Raw genomic sequence first — 16,158 nt, 5'->3', positions numbered from 1 at the left:
ATGTCCGCGCGCAGCTCGGCCCACCACGATGGGCGTAAAGCAAAACGTTGGCGATGACGCACACGCGAGCACGGACATACCGGCACGGCCCCGCCCCACCAACCGGACAGGAGGCGAAGGACAGCAACCACACACATCCGCCGCCCGAGCTACCCCCGTACGTCCCGCCAGGCCAGGGGCACCGCGTCGGCGACATCCTGGGCCCCCACCGGCGCCCCCTCAGCCGCGAGCCGCGCAGCGAGCCCGTGCAGGAACGCCCCCACGGCCCCCGCGTCCCGAGCATCCAGCCCAGCGGCCAGCAACGACCCGGCAAGCCCCGAGAGCACATCCCCGCTCCCGGCCGTGGCCAGCCACGACGTCCCCGTCGGATTGACCCGCACCGCCCCGCCCCCACCCGGCGAGGCGACCAACGTGGTCGACCCCTTCAACAGCACCGTGGCCGCGTACCGAACCGACAGCTCCCGCACAGCATCGAGCCGAGCCCCCTCGACCTCACCCCGCGACACCCCGAGCAACGCGGCCGCCTCCCCGGCATGCGGCGTGAGCAGGGTGGGCGCGGCACGCCCCCGCACGGCGTCGGGGTCGACGAGCCGCAGCCCGTCGGCGTCGATGAGGACGGGCACATCGGCGGCGACGACGTCCCGCAGCCGCCCCGCGTCGTCCCCGAGCCCGGGCCCGGCCACCCAGGCCTGCACCCGCCCGGCCTTGGCGGGCGGCCCGTCGGACACGAGGGCTTCGGGGAAGCGGGCGATGACGGCGTCGGCGGCGGGCCCGACGTACCGAACGGCTCCGGCCCCACCGCGCAGGGCACCGGCGACGGAGAGGACGGCGGCGCCCGGGTAGCGGGCGGACCCGGCGACGATGCCGACGACCCCGCGCCGGTACTTGTCGCTCGCGGGTCCGGGCACGGGCAGCAGCCGGTCGACGTCGACGTACTGAAGGGCTTCGAGCGCGGCGTCGCGCGGGGCGAGTTCACCGTCGAGCCCGATGTCGACGAGCCGGACGGCCCCGGCGTACTCGCGCCCGGGGTCGACGAGCAACCCGGGCTTGTACGTCCCGAAGGTCACGGTCGCGTCGGCGCGCACGGCGTCCCCGGACACCTGCCCGGTGTCGGCGTCGACGCCGCTGGGCAGGTCGACGGCGACGATCAGGGCGCCGGAGTCCTCGGCGGCGCGCACGAGCCGGGCGGCGAGGGGCCGCAGCCCACCCTTGCCACCGATGCCGACGATCCCGTCGACGACGAGCTGGGCCCGCCCGACAGCGCCGAGCGCGACTTCCCCGGGGACAGAGCCCCCGGCACCACCGCCACCCCCTGCACCCCCTGCACCCCCTGCACCCCCTGCACCCCCCAAAGCATCAACAACCCGCCCCCCAGCCCCCCGAAACGCAGCAAGCCCACCCCCATGAACCCGCTCCGGAGCAAGCAGCACGGCAGTAACCCCGGCCCCGCGCCGAGCAAGCCGGGCCCCGGCGTACAGGGCGTCACCCCCGTTGTCCCCGCTGCCGACGAGAAGGACGACACGGGCCCCGTACACCTTGCCGAGCAACTGCCCGCAGGCGACGGCGAGCCCGGCGGCGGCCCGCTGCATCAGGGCGCCGTCCGGCACGCGGGCCATCAACGCATGCTCGGCGGCCCGGACACTCTCCACGCAGTACGCAGTACGCATCCCCCAAGTCTCCCGCAAGGAGGAACGCCACGCCTCAAAGAGAGACCCAGCCCCTCCCCAACCACCAACCGCCTCCCCCGCCCCCGCTCTCTACCCCCCCCTCCCTCCCGCCCCCTACCCCTCGGCAATCACCACAGCAGAAGCCACCCCCGCGTCATGACTCAAGGAAACATGCCACCCCCGCACGCCCAGGGCCTCGGCCCGAGCGGCAACGGTCCCCGAGACGCGCAGCCGAGGCTGCCCACTGTCCTCGACGTACACCTCGGCATCGGTCCACCGCAGCCCGGCAGGCGCACCAAGGGCCTTGGCGAGAGCCTCCTTCGCGGCGAAGCGGGCGGCGAGGGAGGCGACACCGCGAGGCTCCCCGCCGGGCAGGAACAACTCCCGCTCGACGAAGAGCCGTTGCCGCATCCCGGGCGTCCGCTCCAACGAGGCGGCGAACCGCTCGATCTCGGCCACGTCAATCCCGACCCCAATGATCACAAACTCACTCCACAGTCACCGACTTGGCCAGATTCCGAGGCTGATCGACCTCATTGCCCCGGGCCACGGCCAGCTCGCAGGCGAAGACCTGCAACGGCACCGTGGTCACGAGGGGCTGAAGCAGCGTAGGCGTAACGGGCACGCGGATGACGTGGTCGGCGTACGGGAGCACCGCGTCGTCGCCGTCCTCGGCGATCACGATGGTGCGGGCGCCCCGGGCCCGGATCTCCTGGATGTTGGAGACGATCTTGTCGTGGAGGACGCAGCGCCCCCGGGGCGAGGGCACGACCACGACGACGGGCAGGCCCTCCTCCACGAGGGCGATGGGCCCGTGCTTCAGCTCCCCGGCGGCGAAGCCCTCGGCGTGCATGTAGGCGAGTTCCTTGAGCTTGAGGGCGCCCTCGAGGGCGACGGGATACCCCACGTGCCGCCCCAGGAAGAGCACGGTCCCGGCCCCGGCGAGGGACCGGGCGAGCGCGCGGACGGGCTCCATCCCGGCCAGCACCCGCTCGACCGCGTCGCCGATGTCGGCCAGGTCCCGGACGACGCCGAGTACCTCGTCGCCCCACTTGGTGCCGCGCACCTGCCCGAGGTAGAGGGCGACCAGATAGCAGGCGACGAGCTGGGTGAGGAACGCCTTGGTGGAGGCGACGGCGACCTCGGGCCCGGCGTGGGTGTAGAGCACGGCGTCGGACTCGCGCGGGATCGTGGAGCCGTTGGTGTTGCAGATGGCGAGGACGCGGGAGCCCTGCTCGTGGGCGTGCCGGAGCGCCATGAGGGTGTCCATGGTCTCGCCGGACTGGGAGACGGCGATGACGAGGGAGCGGGCGTCGAGGATCGGATCGCGGTAGCGGAACTCGCTGGCCAGCTCCACCTCGCAGGGCAGCCCCGCCCAGTGCTCGATGGCGTACTTGGCGATGAGCCCGGCGTGGAAGGCGGTCCCGCAGGCGACGACCACGACCTTGTCGACCTCGCACAGCTCGGCGGCGGGGATGCGCAGCTCGTCGAGGGTGAGCGCGCCGTCCGCGCCGATGCGGCCGAGCAGGGTGTCGGCGACGGCGCGCGGCTGCTCGGCGATCTCCTTGTGCATGAAGGAGGCGTACCCGCCCTTCTCGGCGGCGGCCGCGTCCCAGTCGACGCGGAAGTGCCGCACCTCGGCGGGGCGCCCGTCGAAGTCGGTGACGGTGACCCCGACGCCACCGTCCCGCCGCACCTCGACGACCTGGTCCTGCCCCAGCTCGATGGCGGACCGGGTGTGCGCGATGAACGCGGCGACGTCGGAGGCGAGGAAGGCCTCGCCCTCGCCCACGCCGACCACGAGGGGCGAGTTCCGGCGGGCGCCCACCACCACGTCCGGGGCGTCGGCGTGCACGGCGACCAGCGTGAACGCGCCCTGGAGCCGCCGGCACACCAGCCGCATGGCCTCGGCGAGGTCGGCGCAGCCGGAGAACTCCTCGGCGAGGAGGTGGGCGACGACCTCGGTGTCGGTCTCGGAGCCGAGGACGTGCCCGCGCCCGGCCAGCTCGGCCCGCAGGGCGGCGAAGTTCTCGATGATGCCGTTGTGGACGACGGCGACGCGCCCGGCGTTGTCGAGGTGGGGGTGGGCGTTGGCGTCGGTGGGGCCGCCGTGGGTGGCCCAGCGGGTGTGTCCGATGCCGGTGGCGCCCGCCGGGAGGGGCCGGTCCACCAGGGCCTTCTCCAGGTTGACGAGCTTGCCGGACTTGCGGGCCGAGGCGATGCCGCCGTCGGCGAGTACGGCCACTCCGGCCGAGTCGTATCCCCGGTACTCCAGGCGTCTCAGCCCGGCGAGCACCACTTCGAGCGCCGACTGTGAGCCGACGTATCCGACGATTCCGCACATAACGGGAAGAGTACGACGCGTATCGACCAAGGTGACGCACCCCACCCGCCCAGCTGTTCAAACAGCCGTAACAATGGAATGTGATCTCTTCGGTCTCAGCGCCCACGAAGGCGCCACGGGGCGCCCACCGGCACAAGCCGGAGGCGACCCCTTATGTCGACCTCACCCGATCCGAGTGGAGCGCGCTGCGCAACAAGACGCCGCTCCCCCTCACAGCCGACGAAGTCGAGAAGCTGCGGGGCCTCGGCGACGTCATCGACCTCGACGAGGTCCGTGACATCTATCTGCCGCTGTCGCGCCTGCTGAATCTGTACGTGGGCGCGACGGACGGCCTGCGCGGCGCCCTGAACACGTTCCTGGGCGAGACCGGCGAGAAGGCGGCGCAGTCGGGCACGCCGTTCGTCATAGGCGTCGCGGGCTCGGTGGCCGTCGGCAAGTCGACGGTCGCCCGCCTCCTGCAGGCCCTGCTCTCGCGCTGGCCGGAGCACCCGCGCGTGGAGCTGGTCACCACCGACGGCTTCCTGCTGCCCACCAAGGAACTGCAGGCCCGCGGCCTGATGTCGCGCAAGGGCTTCCCCGAGTCCTACGACCGGCGGGCCCTGACCCGCTTCGTCGCCGACATCAAGGCGGGCAAGGACGAGGTGACGGCCCCCGTCTACTCGCACCTGATCTACGACATCGTGCCCGGCGAGCGCCTCACCGTCCGCCGCCCGGACATCCTCATCGTCGAGGGCCTGAACGTCCTGCAGCCCGCCCTGCCCGGCAAGGACGGCCGCACCCGCGTGGGCCTCGCCGACTACTTCGACTTCAGTGTGTACGTGGACGCGCGCCCCGAGGACATCGAGCGCTGGTACCTGAACCGCTTCCGCAAGCTGCGCGCCACGGCCTTCCAGAACCCGTCCTCGTACTTCCGCAAGTACACCCAGGTCTCCGAGGAGGAGGCCCTGGACTACGCCCGCACCACCTGGCGCACCATCAACAAGGTCAACCTCCTGGAGAACGTGGCCCCCACCCGCGGCCGCGCCACCCTCGTCGTCCGCAAGGGACCCGACCACAAGGTGCAGCGGCTGAGCCTGCGCAAGCTCTGAGGGGCGTGTCAGGGCCACGTTAAGGTGCGGACATGCTGCATCTGCGCCTGATCACCCCGCCGGACAAGACCGACGACGTGGTGCGCCTGATCGAGAAGACCCCGGGCACCACGCACCTGGCCGTCGTGGCGGGCGCCGCGCGCAACCCCTCGGGCGACATCGTCATGTGCGACGTCGCCCGGGAGGCGGGCGACGAGCTGATCGACCACCTGCGCGGCCTGGAGATCGACAAGTTCGGGTCGATCGCCCTGGAGAACATCGACCTGTCGCTGTCGCTGCGCGCCGACAAGGCGGAGGACGAGGCACCGGGCGAGGGCGCGGACGCGGTCCTGTGGGAGCACCTGGAGGAAGCCACCCACGAGGAGTCCACGCTCTCCGTCACCTACGTCGCCTTCATCACGCTCGCCACGATGATCGCCGCGTGCGGTGTGGTCCTCGACAACGCCATCCTGATCGTCGGCGCGATGGCGGTCGGCCCGGAGTTCGGGCCGCTCGCGGGCTTCTGCACGGCGCTGGTGCAGCGCGCGCCCCGGCTCGCCCTGCGCTCGATGATCGCGCTGCTCGTGGGCTTCGCCGTGGCGATGGTGGTGACGGTGGGCTTCAGCCGCTTCATGGACGGCGTGGACCTCTTCCACCTGGCCCAGCTGGAGGCGGAGCGCCCCAACACCAACTTCATCTACCGGCCCGACTGGTTCTCCTTCGTCGTGGCCGTCCTCGCGGGCGCCGCCGGCATGCTCTCGCTGACCTCGGCGAAGTCGGGCGCCCTGGTGGGCGTCGCGATCTCGGTGACGACGGTCCCCGCGGCGGCGAACGCCGCGGTCGCCTTCAGCTACGACGAGTACAAGCAGGCCTGGGGCTCCACCGAACAACTGCTGCTCAACCTGCTCGGCATCGTCGTCGCCGGTACGCTCACGCTGCTCGCCCAGAAGCTGCTCTGGGCGTGGCAGCGCGAACGCACCGCGCGCAAGAACGAACTGGCCTAGGACCGGTCCGGCGGATCGGCCCTAGCCCAGCGCGGACTTCACCACGTCGGCGAGGCGCCCGGCGACGGAGCGGGCCTGCTCGATGTCGGCGGCCTCGACCATCACGCGCACCAGCGGCTCGGTGCCGGAGGGGCGAAGCAGCACCCGGCCGGTCTGGCCCAGCTCGCGCTCGGCGTCGGCGACGGCCGAGGACAGCTCCGCGGAGGTCTTCACCCGGGACTTGTCGACGTCGGGGACGTTGATGAGGACCTGCGGCAGACGCTCCATGACGGCGGCGAGGTCGGCGAGGCCACGGCCGGTCTCGGCGACGCGGGCCGCGAGGAGCAGGCCGGTGAGGGTGCCGTCGCCGGTGGTGGCGTGGTCCAGGACGATGACGTGGCCGGACTGCTCACCGCCGAGGGCGTAGCCGTGCTCCTTCATCGACTCCAGGACGTACCGGTCGCCGACGGCCGTCTGCACCAGGGACAGGCCCTCGCGCTCCATGGCCAGCTTGAAGCCCAGGTTCGACATGACGGTCGCGACAACGGTGTCCTTGCGCAGCACGCCGTGCTCACGCATGGCGAGGGCGAGGACCGCGAGGATCTGGTCGCCGTCGACCTCGGCGCCGGTGTGGTCCACGGCCAGGCAGCGGTCGGCGTCGCCGTCGTGGGCGATGCCGAGGTCGGCGCCGTGCTCGACGACGGCGGCCTTGAGCAGGTCGAGGTGGGTGGAGCCGCAGCCGTCGTTGATGTTGAGGCCGTCCGGCTTGGCGCCGATCGTGATGATCTCGGCGCCGGCCCGGGCGAACGCCTCGGGCGAGACCCGCGCGGCCGCGCCGTGGGCCTCGTCCAGGACGACCTTGAGGCCGTCGAGGCGGTTGGGGAGGACGGCGATGAGGTGGGCCACGTACTGGTCGAAGCCCTCGTCGTAGGTCTTCACGCGGCCGACGCCCGCGCCCGTGGGGCGCTCCCAGGGGGCGCCGGTGCGGTGCTCGTCGTACACGGCCTCGATGCGGTCCTCGAGGTCGTCGGCGAGCTTGTGGCCGCCGCGGGCGAAGAACTTGATGCCGTTGTCGGGCATCGCGTTGTGGCTCGCGGAGAGCATCACGCCGAGGTCGGCGCCCAGCGCACCGGTGAGATGCGCCACCGCGGGGGTGGGCAGCACACCGACGCGCAGGACGTCCACGCCCGCGCTCGCGAGGCCCGCGACCACCGCGGCCTCAAGGAACTCCCCGGAAGCGCGCGGGTCACGCCCGACCACCGCCGTCGGGCGATGGCCCTCGAAGGTGCCCGCTTCGGCGAGCACATGCGCCGCGGCGACCGAGAGCCCGAGCGCGAGCTCGGCCGTCAGATCCGCGTTGGCGACACCGCGCACACCGTCCGTGCCGAAGAGTCGTCCCACTGGTGTCCTCCGAACATTGAGTGTCGGCTGGTCCTGCGGACGCGGTGACGTCAGCGGCTCCACCGCACGGTCCCGGACGCTCAGCCTGTCGAACTTCTACCCCAGATCATGGGGTGCTGATAAACGAACGCCCCGACGGCACACAGGGTGCCGCCGGGGCGTTCGAGAAGTACTAGCAGGCAGCGGTGATTAGCGCTTGCTGTACTGCGGGGCCTTGCGGGCCTTCTTCAGACCGGCCTTCTTGCGCTCGACCGCACGGTCGTCGCGCTTGAGGAAGCCGGCCTTCTTGAGGGCGCCGCGGTTGTTGTCCACGTCGGCCTCGTTGAGGGCGCGGGCCACGCCGAGGCGCAGGGCGCCGGCCTGGCCGGAGACGCCGCCACCCGCGATGCGGGCGATGACGTCGTAGCGGTCGTCAAGCTCGAGCACCTTGAAGGGCTCGTTGACTTCCTGCTGGTGGACCTTGTTCGGGAAGTAGTCCTCGAGCGTACGCCCGTTGATCTTCCACTTGCCGGAGCCCGGGACGATCCGGACGCGGGCGATGGCGTTCTTGCGACGGCCCAGGCCGGCGGCCGGCTGCGGGTCGCCGAAGCGCGCGGCGTTGGACTCCGAGGTGTACTCGCCCTCCACGGGCGCGTCCGACTCGGTGGTGTACGACTCGATGTCGATGTTCTCGGCGTTCTCGTCGAGCGGCTGCTCAGCGGTGGTCTCGGCCACGATGCTCCTCAGATTCTTTTTCGTCTTAGGGGGTGGCCGGAACTACTGCGCGACCTGGGTGATCTCGAACGGGACCGGCTGCTGAGCGCCGTGCGGGTGCTGGTCGCCCGCGTAGACCTTCAGCTTCGAGAGCATCTGACGGCCCAGGGTGTTCTTGGGGAGCATGCCCTTGACGGCCTTCTCGACGGCCTTCTCGGGGTTCTTCTCAAGCAGCTCGTCGTAGCGGACCGAGCGGAGGCCGCCCGGGTAGCCGGAGTGGCGGTAGGCCATCTTCTGGGTCCGCTTGTTGCCGGACAGGTGCACCTTGTCGGCGTTGATGATGATGACGAAGTCACCAGCGTCGACATGCGGCGCGTAGATCGGCTTGTGCTTGCCCCGCAGGAGGGTGGCGGCAGTGGTCGCCAGGCGTCCCAGGACGACGTCCTGGGCGTCGATGACGTGCCACTGGCGGGTCACATCGCCGGGCTTGGGGCTGTACGTACGCACGGTTCGTAGCCTTCGCTTCTTCAGAGGTGGGGTTTCCCAGGGTCCAGCTCGGACCTAGGGAAAGGGTCCTGACAAGGCCACCTCGGACGATGGACGACAGCCTTGGCGGACCTCGGTGACGCAACCGAGTCCTGCCGCTGGTCATCGGCCCGGTGGGCCGGTGTAAGAGCCCCTCACGTGAGAATGAGAAAGCCAATACACATAACGAACAGGCAGAATACCCGCCGTGCCCCGTACGGGTCAAAACGATGCCCCCCACCCTCACAACGAGGAGCCACCTCCCGCCTCCGCCACGCCCCCATCCAGCCCGTCCGGCGCTTGAGGACGAGCCCCGGAGCGGCGACTGCGGGGGTCCAGGGGGCGGCAGCCCCCTGGTTACGGGAAGGGGCGGGATTGGGGAGCCCCCGGCAGGGCCCGCCCACCCGCCACGGAATCGACTCCCCCGACCGACGGCGCCGGCACGGACGGCGGCAGCACAGGCCCCCGGCGGCGCCCAGCGGCGGCGCACCACCAGAACACCACCCCCGCCAGCACGCAGAGCGTGAACGCATCCTTAAAGGCCCGCTGCGGCAGCGCCTCCACCCCCACCCACACGAACCCCGGCACCTGCGGCACCAGCGCCACCCAGAACCACGGCACCCGCACCACGGAACCCCCCACCCCCAGGCCCCCGGCCAGCAGCAGCGGCAGCACGACCAGCAGATAGTGGTCGTACGAAGGCCGGGACACGAGAAACGCGGCCAGCATCAACGCGGCCGCGGTCTCCACGACCCGCCCCGCCCCGGGCTCCCCCACACCCGGGCGAGCCCCCGCACCCGCCCAGGGCCCAGGGGCCAGCCACCGCCGCCACGCACACCACACCCCCACACACGCACCCCCGCCCGCGAGCACCGAAGCCACCACCGCGGGCACCCCCACCCGAGGCAGCACAGCCCCAGGCGACGCCTCGTACAGCCGCACGAACCGATCCTCACCCCGCAGCAGAAACGGCAGGGTCCGGGTGAAGAAGCCCCCCGGATCCGGCAGGACGAGCGCGGCGAGCACCGAGACGACCACCGGCACAAGCACCGCCACCCCCAGCGCCCGCCACTTCCGCGCGAACACGAAGAGCAGCAGCACCGGCACAAGCAGCGGCTTCACGGCGACAGCCACCCCGATCACCGCCCCGGCGACCACCCACCGCCCCCGGCAGACACACAGCAACGCCACCGGCAGGGCCACAGCCGACGCCACCGTCCAGTTCCCGAGCTCCACGAGGTGCACGAAGGGCGCGAAGCCCAGGACGAGCCCGAGCAGCCCGAGCGCGGCGAACCGGCTCCCCCAGGCCACGCCGTGGATCCGCAGCGCACAGAACCACCCGGAGGCCAGCGCCCCCACCACCCCCACGGGCACGAGCACCCGCGCCACCCCCGGGAACACCGCCTGCGGCACCGCGGCGAGCACGGCCCCCGGCAGATAGAGGAAGTGCCGGTCGGCGTACGGCGAGCGCCCGTCCAGCCAGGCCCCGGCGGCCCGCACGACGATCGCGTTGTCCATCCCGCCGTCCGGCACCCGCCAGGCGATCCGCAGCGCCGCCGCCCCGAGGACGACCCCGAGCACGACCCACATCTGCCACCCCGCAGGCCGCACCAGCCACGCGGCAAGACCAGAAAAGCGGCCACTATCCGATTTGCCCGAATCCATGCGGGTCAGGCTAGGGCGAGATCGCCCCACGACCCCGGCTCAACATCCCCACCGCCCCGTCTAAGATGCGGCCCATGAGCTTTGGGCAAGGGGGACCCCAGTGGGGCCCGGGGGGCTCGCAGACCCCCGACTGGGCGGCGCTCGCCGAGGCGTCCGAGGCACGTGCCCGCCGCCGCAAGTGGCTGCTGATCGGCGGCGGCGCGCTCGCCACGATCGGCGTCGCCGCGGCCGTCGCCGTCGCGGTCGTCTCCGCGAACAGCGACGACGCCACCGCCTCGAACAAGCCCGCCAGCGAGCTGCCCACCAGCGCCGACATCCCCGGCGCCAGCGACTCCCCCGAGCCGTCCTTCGAGGCGACCACGCCCCCGCCCCCGCCGGACCCGAAGGACTACATCTCCAGCGCGAAGAAGGACAAGGCCCCGCTCGGCCCGGAGTCCTTCTTCCCGGGCACGAAGCTGACCTCCGGGGAGCGGGTCTACAAGAAGGGCGCGACGGCGAGCACCAAGAAGTGCGCCTCCGTCGCCCAGCCGGTCCTGGCCAACATCCTGACGAAGAACAAGTGCACCGAGGTGCTGCGCGCCACCTACGCCCGCAAGGGCATCGCGGTCACCGTCGGCGTCGCCGTCTTCGACACCGAGGCCCAGGCCAAGAAGGTCAAGCGGCAGGCCGACAAGGGCCTGATCACGTCCCTGCCCGGCAAGGGCGTGTCCGGCTTCTGCCGTACGACGGTCTGCCGCGGCACGTACAACGCGTACGGGCGCTACGCGTACTTCACGACGACCGGCTTCCTGAACGGCAAGGACGTCACGAACAAGGACCGCTCGGCGTACGAGGTCGGCGACGACCTCGCACGCTTCACGTTCCACCAGATCAACCGCCGCGGCGAGGCCCAGGCCTCGGCGGCGGCGAACAACCCGGAGTAGTCCCGCCCGCCGCGGGAGCCCTCAGCAGCACCCCGCCGAGCCCGCGGCCCCGGGCAGCGTCCGCTTGTTCCGCGCCTGCGCGCTCCGCGCCGCGAGCAACTCGTCGGCCGGGTAGCCGACCTCTTCGAGGGTCAGCCCGTGCGGCCGCACCACATGCACGGCGGAGTCCCGCACCCCGGCGGCGAGCACCTTGCCGGGCCAGTCCGCGGGCCGGTGCCCGTCCCCCACGAACAGCATCGCCCCGACCAGCGACCGCACCATGTTGTGGCAGAAGGCGTCGGCCTTCACGGTCGCCTCGATGATCCCGTCCGGATGCCGCTCCCAGCGCAGCTCCTGGAGCGTACGAATGGTCGTGGCACCCTCGCGGCGCTTGCAGTACGCGGCGAAGTCGTGCTCCCCGAGCAGCGCCTCCGCGGCGGTGTTCATCGCGTCGACGTCGAGCGTCCAGTCGTGCCACAGCACGTGCCCGCGCAGCAGCGGGTCGACGCCCCCGGGGTGATCGGTCACCCGGTACGCGTACCGCCGCCAGATCGCCGCGAAGCGCGCGTTGAACCCGGCGGGGGCCTCCTCGACCCGCCACACCCGCACGTCGTGCGGCAGCCGCCCGGCGAGCCGCCGCAGCAGCTTCTCCCGGTGCTCCGCCCACACGCCCTCCGGCAGGTCGACGTGGGCTACCTGCCCGCGCGCGTGCACCCCGCTGTCGGTCCGCCCGGCCACCGTCAGCTCGTACGTCTCCTGGGACCGCGTGACCGTACGCAGGGCACTCTCGATCTCGCCCTGGACGGTGCGCTGGCCATCACGCTGCTTGGCCCACCCGGAGAAGTCCCTGCCGTCGTACGACAGGTCCAATCGCACCCGGACGAACCCGGGCTCCACTTCGTCACTCACACCGCAATCCTCTCAGGCATGCGAAAGCGGGCCCGCCCCGAAGGGCGGACCCGCTCTCACGAAGGCTCAGCCTCAGGCGTCCTTGACGCCCTCACCAGCCGCGTCCGCGGCGGGCTCGGCCGGGGCCTCGACGGCCTCGTCGGACTTGGCCTCGACGGCCTCGTCCTTCTTCAGGGCGTCTTCCTTGACGGCACGCTTGGTCGCCGCCTCGGCCTCACCGACAGCGTTCTGCTGCACGGTCAGGGCCTCCACCAGCTCGATGACGGCCATGGGCGCGTTGTCGCCACGGCGGTTACCGATCTTGGTGATACGGGTGTAGCCACCCGGGCGGTTCTCGTAGCGCGGGCCGATCTCCGTGAAGAGCGTGTGCACGATGCTCTTGTCGGTGATGACCTGGAGGACCTGGCGGCGGTTGTGAAGGTCGCCCTTCTTCGCCTTGGTGACCAGACGCTCCGCGTAGGGACGCAGACGACGGGCCTTGGCCTCGGTGGTGGTGATGCGGCCGTGCTCGAAGAGCTGCTTGGCGAGGTTCGCCAGCAGAAGCTTCTCGTGCGCGGCGCTGCCGCCCAGACGGGCACCCTTGGCGGGCTTCGGCATGGTGTTTCTCCTAGCGGTCTGCCCCGGCCGTACTAGGTACCAGGGTCAGTGTCCGAGCGAGCGGCTGCCCGTCGGAGATCCGGGAAGCCCCGAAGGGGCGACCCGGAAGGGGCGCGGGGAACTGCGCGACAAGCCACAGCGCACCCGCACCCAAGATCCGGCAACAAGCGCCGAGCTCTTAGTACTGCTCGGTCTCGACGAAGCCCGCGTCCGCGTCGTCGTCGGCGCCAAAGGCGTCGGCGGCAGCGGTCGGGTCGAATCCGGGGGGCGAGTCCTTCAGGGCCAGGCCCATACCGTTCAGCTTCATCTTGACCTCGTCGATCGACTTCGCACCGAAGTTGCGAATGTCGAGCAGGTCCGCCTCGGAGCGGGCGACAAGCTCGCCCACCGAGTGGATGCCCTCGCGCTTGAGGCAGTTGTACGACCGAACGGTGAGCTCAAGCTCCTCGATCGGCAGCGCCAGATCGGCGGCGAGCGCGGCGTCCGTCGGGGACGGGCCCATGTCGATGCCCTCGGCGTCGATGTTGAGCTCACGGGCCAGACCGAACAGCTCGACCAGCGTCTTGCCGGCGGACGCCATGGCGTCACGCGGCCGCATGGCCTGCTTGGTCTCGACGTCGACGATCAGCTTGTCGAAGTCGGTGCGCTGCTCGACTCGGGTGGCCTCGACCTTGTAGGTCACCTTGAGGACGGGCGAGTAGATCGAGTCGACCGGGATCCGGCCGATCTCCTGGCCGACCTGCTTGTTCTGCACGGCGGAGACGTAGCCGCGACCGCGCTCGACGGTCAGCTCCATCTCCAGCTTGCCCTTGCCGTTGAGCGTGGCGAGGACGAGGTCGGGGTTGTGCACCTCGACACCGGCCGGGGGCGCGATGTCGGCGGCGGTGACCAGACCCGGGCCCTGCTTGCGCAGGTACATCACGACCGGCTCGTCGTGCTCCGAGGAGACGACCAGCTGCTTGATGTTCAGGATGAGGTCGGTGACGTCTTCCTTGACGCCCGGCACGGTGGTGAACTCGTGCAGGACACCGTCGATGCGGATGGACGTGACCGCCGCACCCGGGATCGAGGAGAGCAGGGTCCGGCGCAGGGAGTTGCCGAGGGTGTAGCCGAAGCCCGGCTCCAGCGGCTCGATGACGAACCGGGAGCGGAACTCGTCGACGACCTCTTCGGTCAACGAGGGACGCTGAGCGATCAGCATGAAGTGATTCCTTCAGTCAGGGGCACCCACTATTTGATGCCCTGAGTAGTACAAGGGTACGGGCGGTACGCCTCCAAGGAGCCGTACCGCCCGAAAACCTAAGACAACCGTGCGTCAGACGCGGCGGCGCGGGTCACCTCCGCTTGCGCGGAGAGCACCGCCAAGACGAATCAGACGCGGCGGCGCTTGGGCGGACGGCAGCCGTTGTGCGGCGTGGGGGTGACGTCCTGGATCGAGCCGACCTCGAGGCCCGTGGCCTGGAGGGAGCGGATCGCGGTCTCACGGCCGGAGCCGGGACCCTTGACGAAGACGTCGACCTTGCGCATGCCGTGCTCCTGCGCGCGACGGGCAGCCGACTCGGCGGCCATCTGCGCGGCGAACGGCGTGGACTTGCGCGAGCCCTTGAAGCCGACGTGGCCGGCGGAGGCCCAGGAGATCACGTTGCCGGTCGGGTCCGTGATGGACACGATCGTGTTGTTGAACGTGCTCTTGATGTGGGCGTGCCCGTGAGCGACGTTCTTCTTTTCCTTGCGGCGCACCTTCTTGGCAGCGCCCTGACGACCCTTGGGGGGCATCTATTACTCCTACGGGAGGTGGTCGGTCCTGCAGCGTCAGCTGTCGATAGACCGCTGAGCGAGGACTACTTCTTGCCCGGCTTCTTCTTGCCGGCGATGGCGCGACGCGGGCCCTTGCGGGTGCGAGCGTTGGTGCTGGTGCGCTGACCGCGGACGGGCAGGCCACGGCGGTGACGCAGGCCCTGGTAGCAGCCGATCTCGACCTTGCGGCGGATGTCGGCCTGGATCTCGCGACGGAGGTCACCCTCGGTCTTGATGTTCTGGTCCACGTACTCGCGGATCTTGACCAGGTCCTCTTCGGACAGGTCGCGAACGCGGGTGTTGCGGTCGATACCAGTGGCGTCCAGCGTCTGCTGGGACAGCGTCCGGCCGATGCCGAACACGTAGGTGAGCGCGACCTCGATGCGCTTGTCGCGCGGGAGGTCAACGCCTTCAACGCGTGCCATTCATGGCTCCTGTTAATACTCGGAGGTCTTCAGCAGAACCGCTCCCAACCGCCGTTCCCCTCCGGGTGGAAATTCACCGGGAAGAGTCGGTACGAACTGGGTCCCCGGCCTCCGACCGGGGGTGTCGCCCTCCATTACCGCTGATGGATCTGAAGAGGGACGGGTCCTGCACATGTGCTGTTACGTGCGTCGCGCGAAAATCTGCGAGTGCAGTACGTGCGTCAGCCCTGGCGCTGCTTGTGGCGCGGGTTGTCGCAAATGATCATGACCCGGCCGTGACGGCGGATCACCCTGCACTTGTCGCAGATCTTCTTGACGCTCGGCTTGACCTTCATGGGTGTGAGGTTCTCCGGGTCAGTGCCACCACCCCGCCGGGGCGGGATGCGGGCAAGATCTACTTGTACCGGTAGACGATCCGGCCACGCGTCAGGTCGTACGGAGACAGCTCCACCACGACCCGGTCGTCAGGGAGGATGCGGATGTAGTGCATGCGCATCTTGCCGCTGATGTGTGCCAGGACCTGGTGGCCGTTCTGGAGCTCCACCTTGAACATGGCGTTCGGAAGAGACTCGACGACAGTGCCTTCGATCTCGATGGCACCTTGCTTCTTGGCCACGCTTCGCCCTTCGAATCGACTACCTTGATCGACTCTGTGAGCGTTACGCAGACATGCGAATGCACGAGAGCCGACGCGTCAGTCTACGTCAGTGCACTCGGAAAGACGAATCGGGTATGACTGCCCGGCAACGAAGATCCTTAAGCAAGGGCGCGGTCAGGGGCCCGGCACGGCGCAACCGCCGGACGGGGGCGGCCTCGGGCCGTCGGCTCGGACGAGGCTCAGCCCAGCGGATCCGGCGCCGCCGTGATCCCGTACTCCGCGAGCTTCGCCTTGCCGCCGTCGGGGGCGGTGAGGACGAGCGGGCCCTGCTCGGTCAGCGCGACCGAGTGCTCCCAGTGCGAGGACCAGGTGCCGTCCGTCGTGATCACGGTCCAGTCGACCTATTCTCGACGCCTCTCTCGCGGGCTCGGCGCCGGGGCGCCTCACAAGCTTCGAGCGGCTGCGCCGGACTCCGTCCGCCGACCCTGCCTCAGCCCAGCGGATCCGGCGCCGCCGTGATCCCGTACTCCGCGAGCTTCGCCTTGCCGCCGTCGGGGGCGGTGAGGACGAGCGGGCCCTGCTCGG

General features: G+C 70.7%; 17 protein-coding genes and 2 pseudogenes. 3 read left to right on the top strand and 16 right to left on the bottom strand.

The features are described 5' to 3' along the window. Nucleotides 1-149: 149 nt before the first annotated feature. From ACZ6AA_RS01510 to glmS, 3 genes are all read right to left on the bottom strand, one after another. On the bottom strand, nucleotides 150-1,667 hold the full coding sequence (locus tag ACZ6AA_RS01510; RefSeq protein ID WP_471455714.1) for an NAD(P)H-hydrate dehydratase: 1,518 nt from the start codon (nucleotides 1,665-1,667) through the stop codon (nucleotides 150-152). A gap of 114 nt (nucleotides 1,668-1,781) precedes the next feature. Further along, nucleotides 1,782-2,150, bottom strand: coding sequence for a holo-ACP synthase (locus tag ACZ6AA_RS01505; RefSeq protein WP_468450733.1), 369 nt, complete (start codon nucleotides 2,148-2,150; stop codon nucleotides 1,782-1,784). Nucleotides 2,151-2,154: 4 nt separating this feature from the next. Further along, nucleotides 2,155-4,011, bottom strand: coding sequence for a glutamine--fructose-6-phosphate transaminase (isomerizing) (gene glmS / locus ACZ6AA_RS01500; protein ID WP_468450731.1), 1,857 nt, complete (start codon nucleotides 4,009-4,011; stop codon nucleotides 2,155-2,157). A gap of 80 nt (nucleotides 4,012-4,091) precedes the next feature. Here glmS and coaA point away from each other — a divergent pair, with 80 nt between their 5' ends. Together coaA and ACZ6AA_RS01490 are read left to right on the top strand one after the other, a co-directional pair. Next, nucleotides 4,092-5,099 (top strand): type I pantothenate kinase, encoded by a 1,008-nt coding sequence (gene coaA, locus ACZ6AA_RS01495; RefSeq protein WP_468450729.1) that lies wholly within the window; start codon nucleotides 4,092-4,094, stop codon nucleotides 5,097-5,099. A 32-nt stretch (nucleotides 5,100-5,131) separates the two neighbouring features. Then, nucleotides 5,132-6,082: a DUF389 domain-containing protein gene (locus ACZ6AA_RS01490; protein ID WP_468450727.1), complete on the top strand. Its 951-nt coding sequence runs from the start codon at nucleotides 5,132-5,134 to the stop codon at nucleotides 6,080-6,082. 21 nt (nucleotides 6,083-6,103) lie between these two features. Here the strand turns inward: ACZ6AA_RS01490 and glmM are convergent, their stop codons facing one another. The 4 genes from glmM to ACZ6AA_RS01470 form a co-directional block, all read right to left on the bottom strand. Then, a complete protein-coding gene (glmM, locus tag ACZ6AA_RS01485; protein ID WP_468450725.1) occupies nucleotides 6,104-7,462 on the bottom strand; it encodes a phosphoglucosamine mutase in 1,359 nt (452 codons plus the stop codon). A gap of 189 nt (nucleotides 7,463-7,651) precedes the next feature. Further along, complete coding sequence (gene rpsI, locus ACZ6AA_RS01480) at nucleotides 7,652-8,176, bottom strand: 30S ribosomal protein S9 (RefSeq protein WP_468450723.1); 525 nt, start codon at nucleotides 8,174-8,176, stop codon at nucleotides 7,652-7,654. A gap of 42 nt (nucleotides 8,177-8,218) precedes the next feature. Beyond that, entirely contained in the window at nucleotides 8,219-8,662 is a 444-nt protein-coding gene (rplM, locus tag ACZ6AA_RS01475; protein ID WP_030361395.1) for a 50S ribosomal protein L13, read from the bottom strand. 375 nt (nucleotides 8,663-9,037) lie between these two features. After that, entirely contained in the window at nucleotides 9,038-10,345 is a 1,308-nt protein-coding gene (locus ACZ6AA_RS01470) for a glycosyltransferase 87 family protein (RefSeq protein ID WP_471455713.1), read from the bottom strand. Nucleotides 10,346-10,419: 74 nt separating this feature from the next. Between ACZ6AA_RS01470 and ACZ6AA_RS01465 the strand changes: the two genes are divergently transcribed. After that, nucleotides 10,420-11,268, top strand: a complete 849-nt coding sequence (locus tag ACZ6AA_RS01465; protein WP_468450720.1) for a hypothetical protein — start codon at nucleotides 10,420-10,422, stop codon at nucleotides 11,266-11,268. Between the two features lie 21 nt (nucleotides 11,269-11,289). Here ACZ6AA_RS01465 and truA read toward each other — a convergent pair whose 3' ends face one another. From truA to ACZ6AA_RS01420, 9 genes and pseudogenes are all read right to left on the bottom strand, one after another. Then, entirely contained in the window at nucleotides 11,290-12,156 is an 867-nt protein-coding gene (gene truA / locus ACZ6AA_RS01460) for a tRNA pseudouridine(38-40) synthase TruA (protein WP_468450718.1), read from the bottom strand. Between the two features lie 72 nt (nucleotides 12,157-12,228). Next, nucleotides 12,229-12,753 (bottom strand): 50S ribosomal protein L17, encoded by a 525-nt coding sequence (gene rplQ, locus ACZ6AA_RS01455; protein ID WP_087885486.1) that lies wholly within the window; start codon nucleotides 12,751-12,753, stop codon nucleotides 12,229-12,231. Between the two features lie 178 nt (nucleotides 12,754-12,931). Continuing rightward, complete coding sequence (locus ACZ6AA_RS01450) at nucleotides 12,932-13,954, bottom strand: DNA-directed RNA polymerase subunit alpha (RefSeq protein WP_016645160.1); 1,023 nt, start codon at nucleotides 13,952-13,954, stop codon at nucleotides 12,932-12,934. A 170-nt stretch (nucleotides 13,955-14,124) separates the two neighbouring features. After that, complete coding sequence (gene rpsK / locus ACZ6AA_RS01445; RefSeq protein WP_003948617.1) at nucleotides 14,125-14,529, bottom strand: 30S ribosomal protein S11; 405 nt, start codon at nucleotides 14,527-14,529, stop codon at nucleotides 14,125-14,127. Nucleotides 14,530-14,594: 65 nt separating this feature from the next. Next, the gene (gene rpsM, locus ACZ6AA_RS01440; RefSeq protein WP_030359010.1) at nucleotides 14,595-14,975 is read right to left on the bottom strand and encodes a 30S ribosomal protein S13; all 381 of its coding nucleotides are present in this window, start codon (nucleotides 14,973-14,975) and stop codon (nucleotides 14,595-14,597) included. 221 nt (nucleotides 14,976-15,196) lie between these two features. After that, entirely contained in the window at nucleotides 15,197-15,310 is a 114-nt protein-coding gene (gene rpmJ / locus ACZ6AA_RS01435) for a 50S ribosomal protein L36 (RefSeq protein WP_003948619.1), read from the bottom strand. Nucleotides 15,311-15,369: 59 nt separating this feature from the next. Continuing rightward, nucleotides 15,370-15,591 (bottom strand): translation initiation factor IF-1, encoded by a 222-nt coding sequence (infA, locus tag ACZ6AA_RS01430; protein WP_003948620.1) that lies wholly within the window; start codon nucleotides 15,589-15,591, stop codon nucleotides 15,370-15,372. Nucleotides 15,592-15,812: 221 nt separating this feature from the next. Then, nucleotides 15,813-15,971 (bottom strand): annotated as a pseudogene (locus ACZ6AA_RS01425) (type I methionyl aminopeptidase); the annotation flags it as partial. A gap of 92 nt (nucleotides 15,972-16,063) precedes the next feature. Beyond that, a pseudogene (locus tag ACZ6AA_RS01420) lies at nucleotides 16,064-16,158 on the bottom strand (type I methionyl aminopeptidase); the annotation flags it as partial.

Source organism: Streptomyces sp. NPDC040610, assembly GCF_055594065.1.
This window is presented reverse-complemented; position numbering and strand designations above follow the sequence as displayed.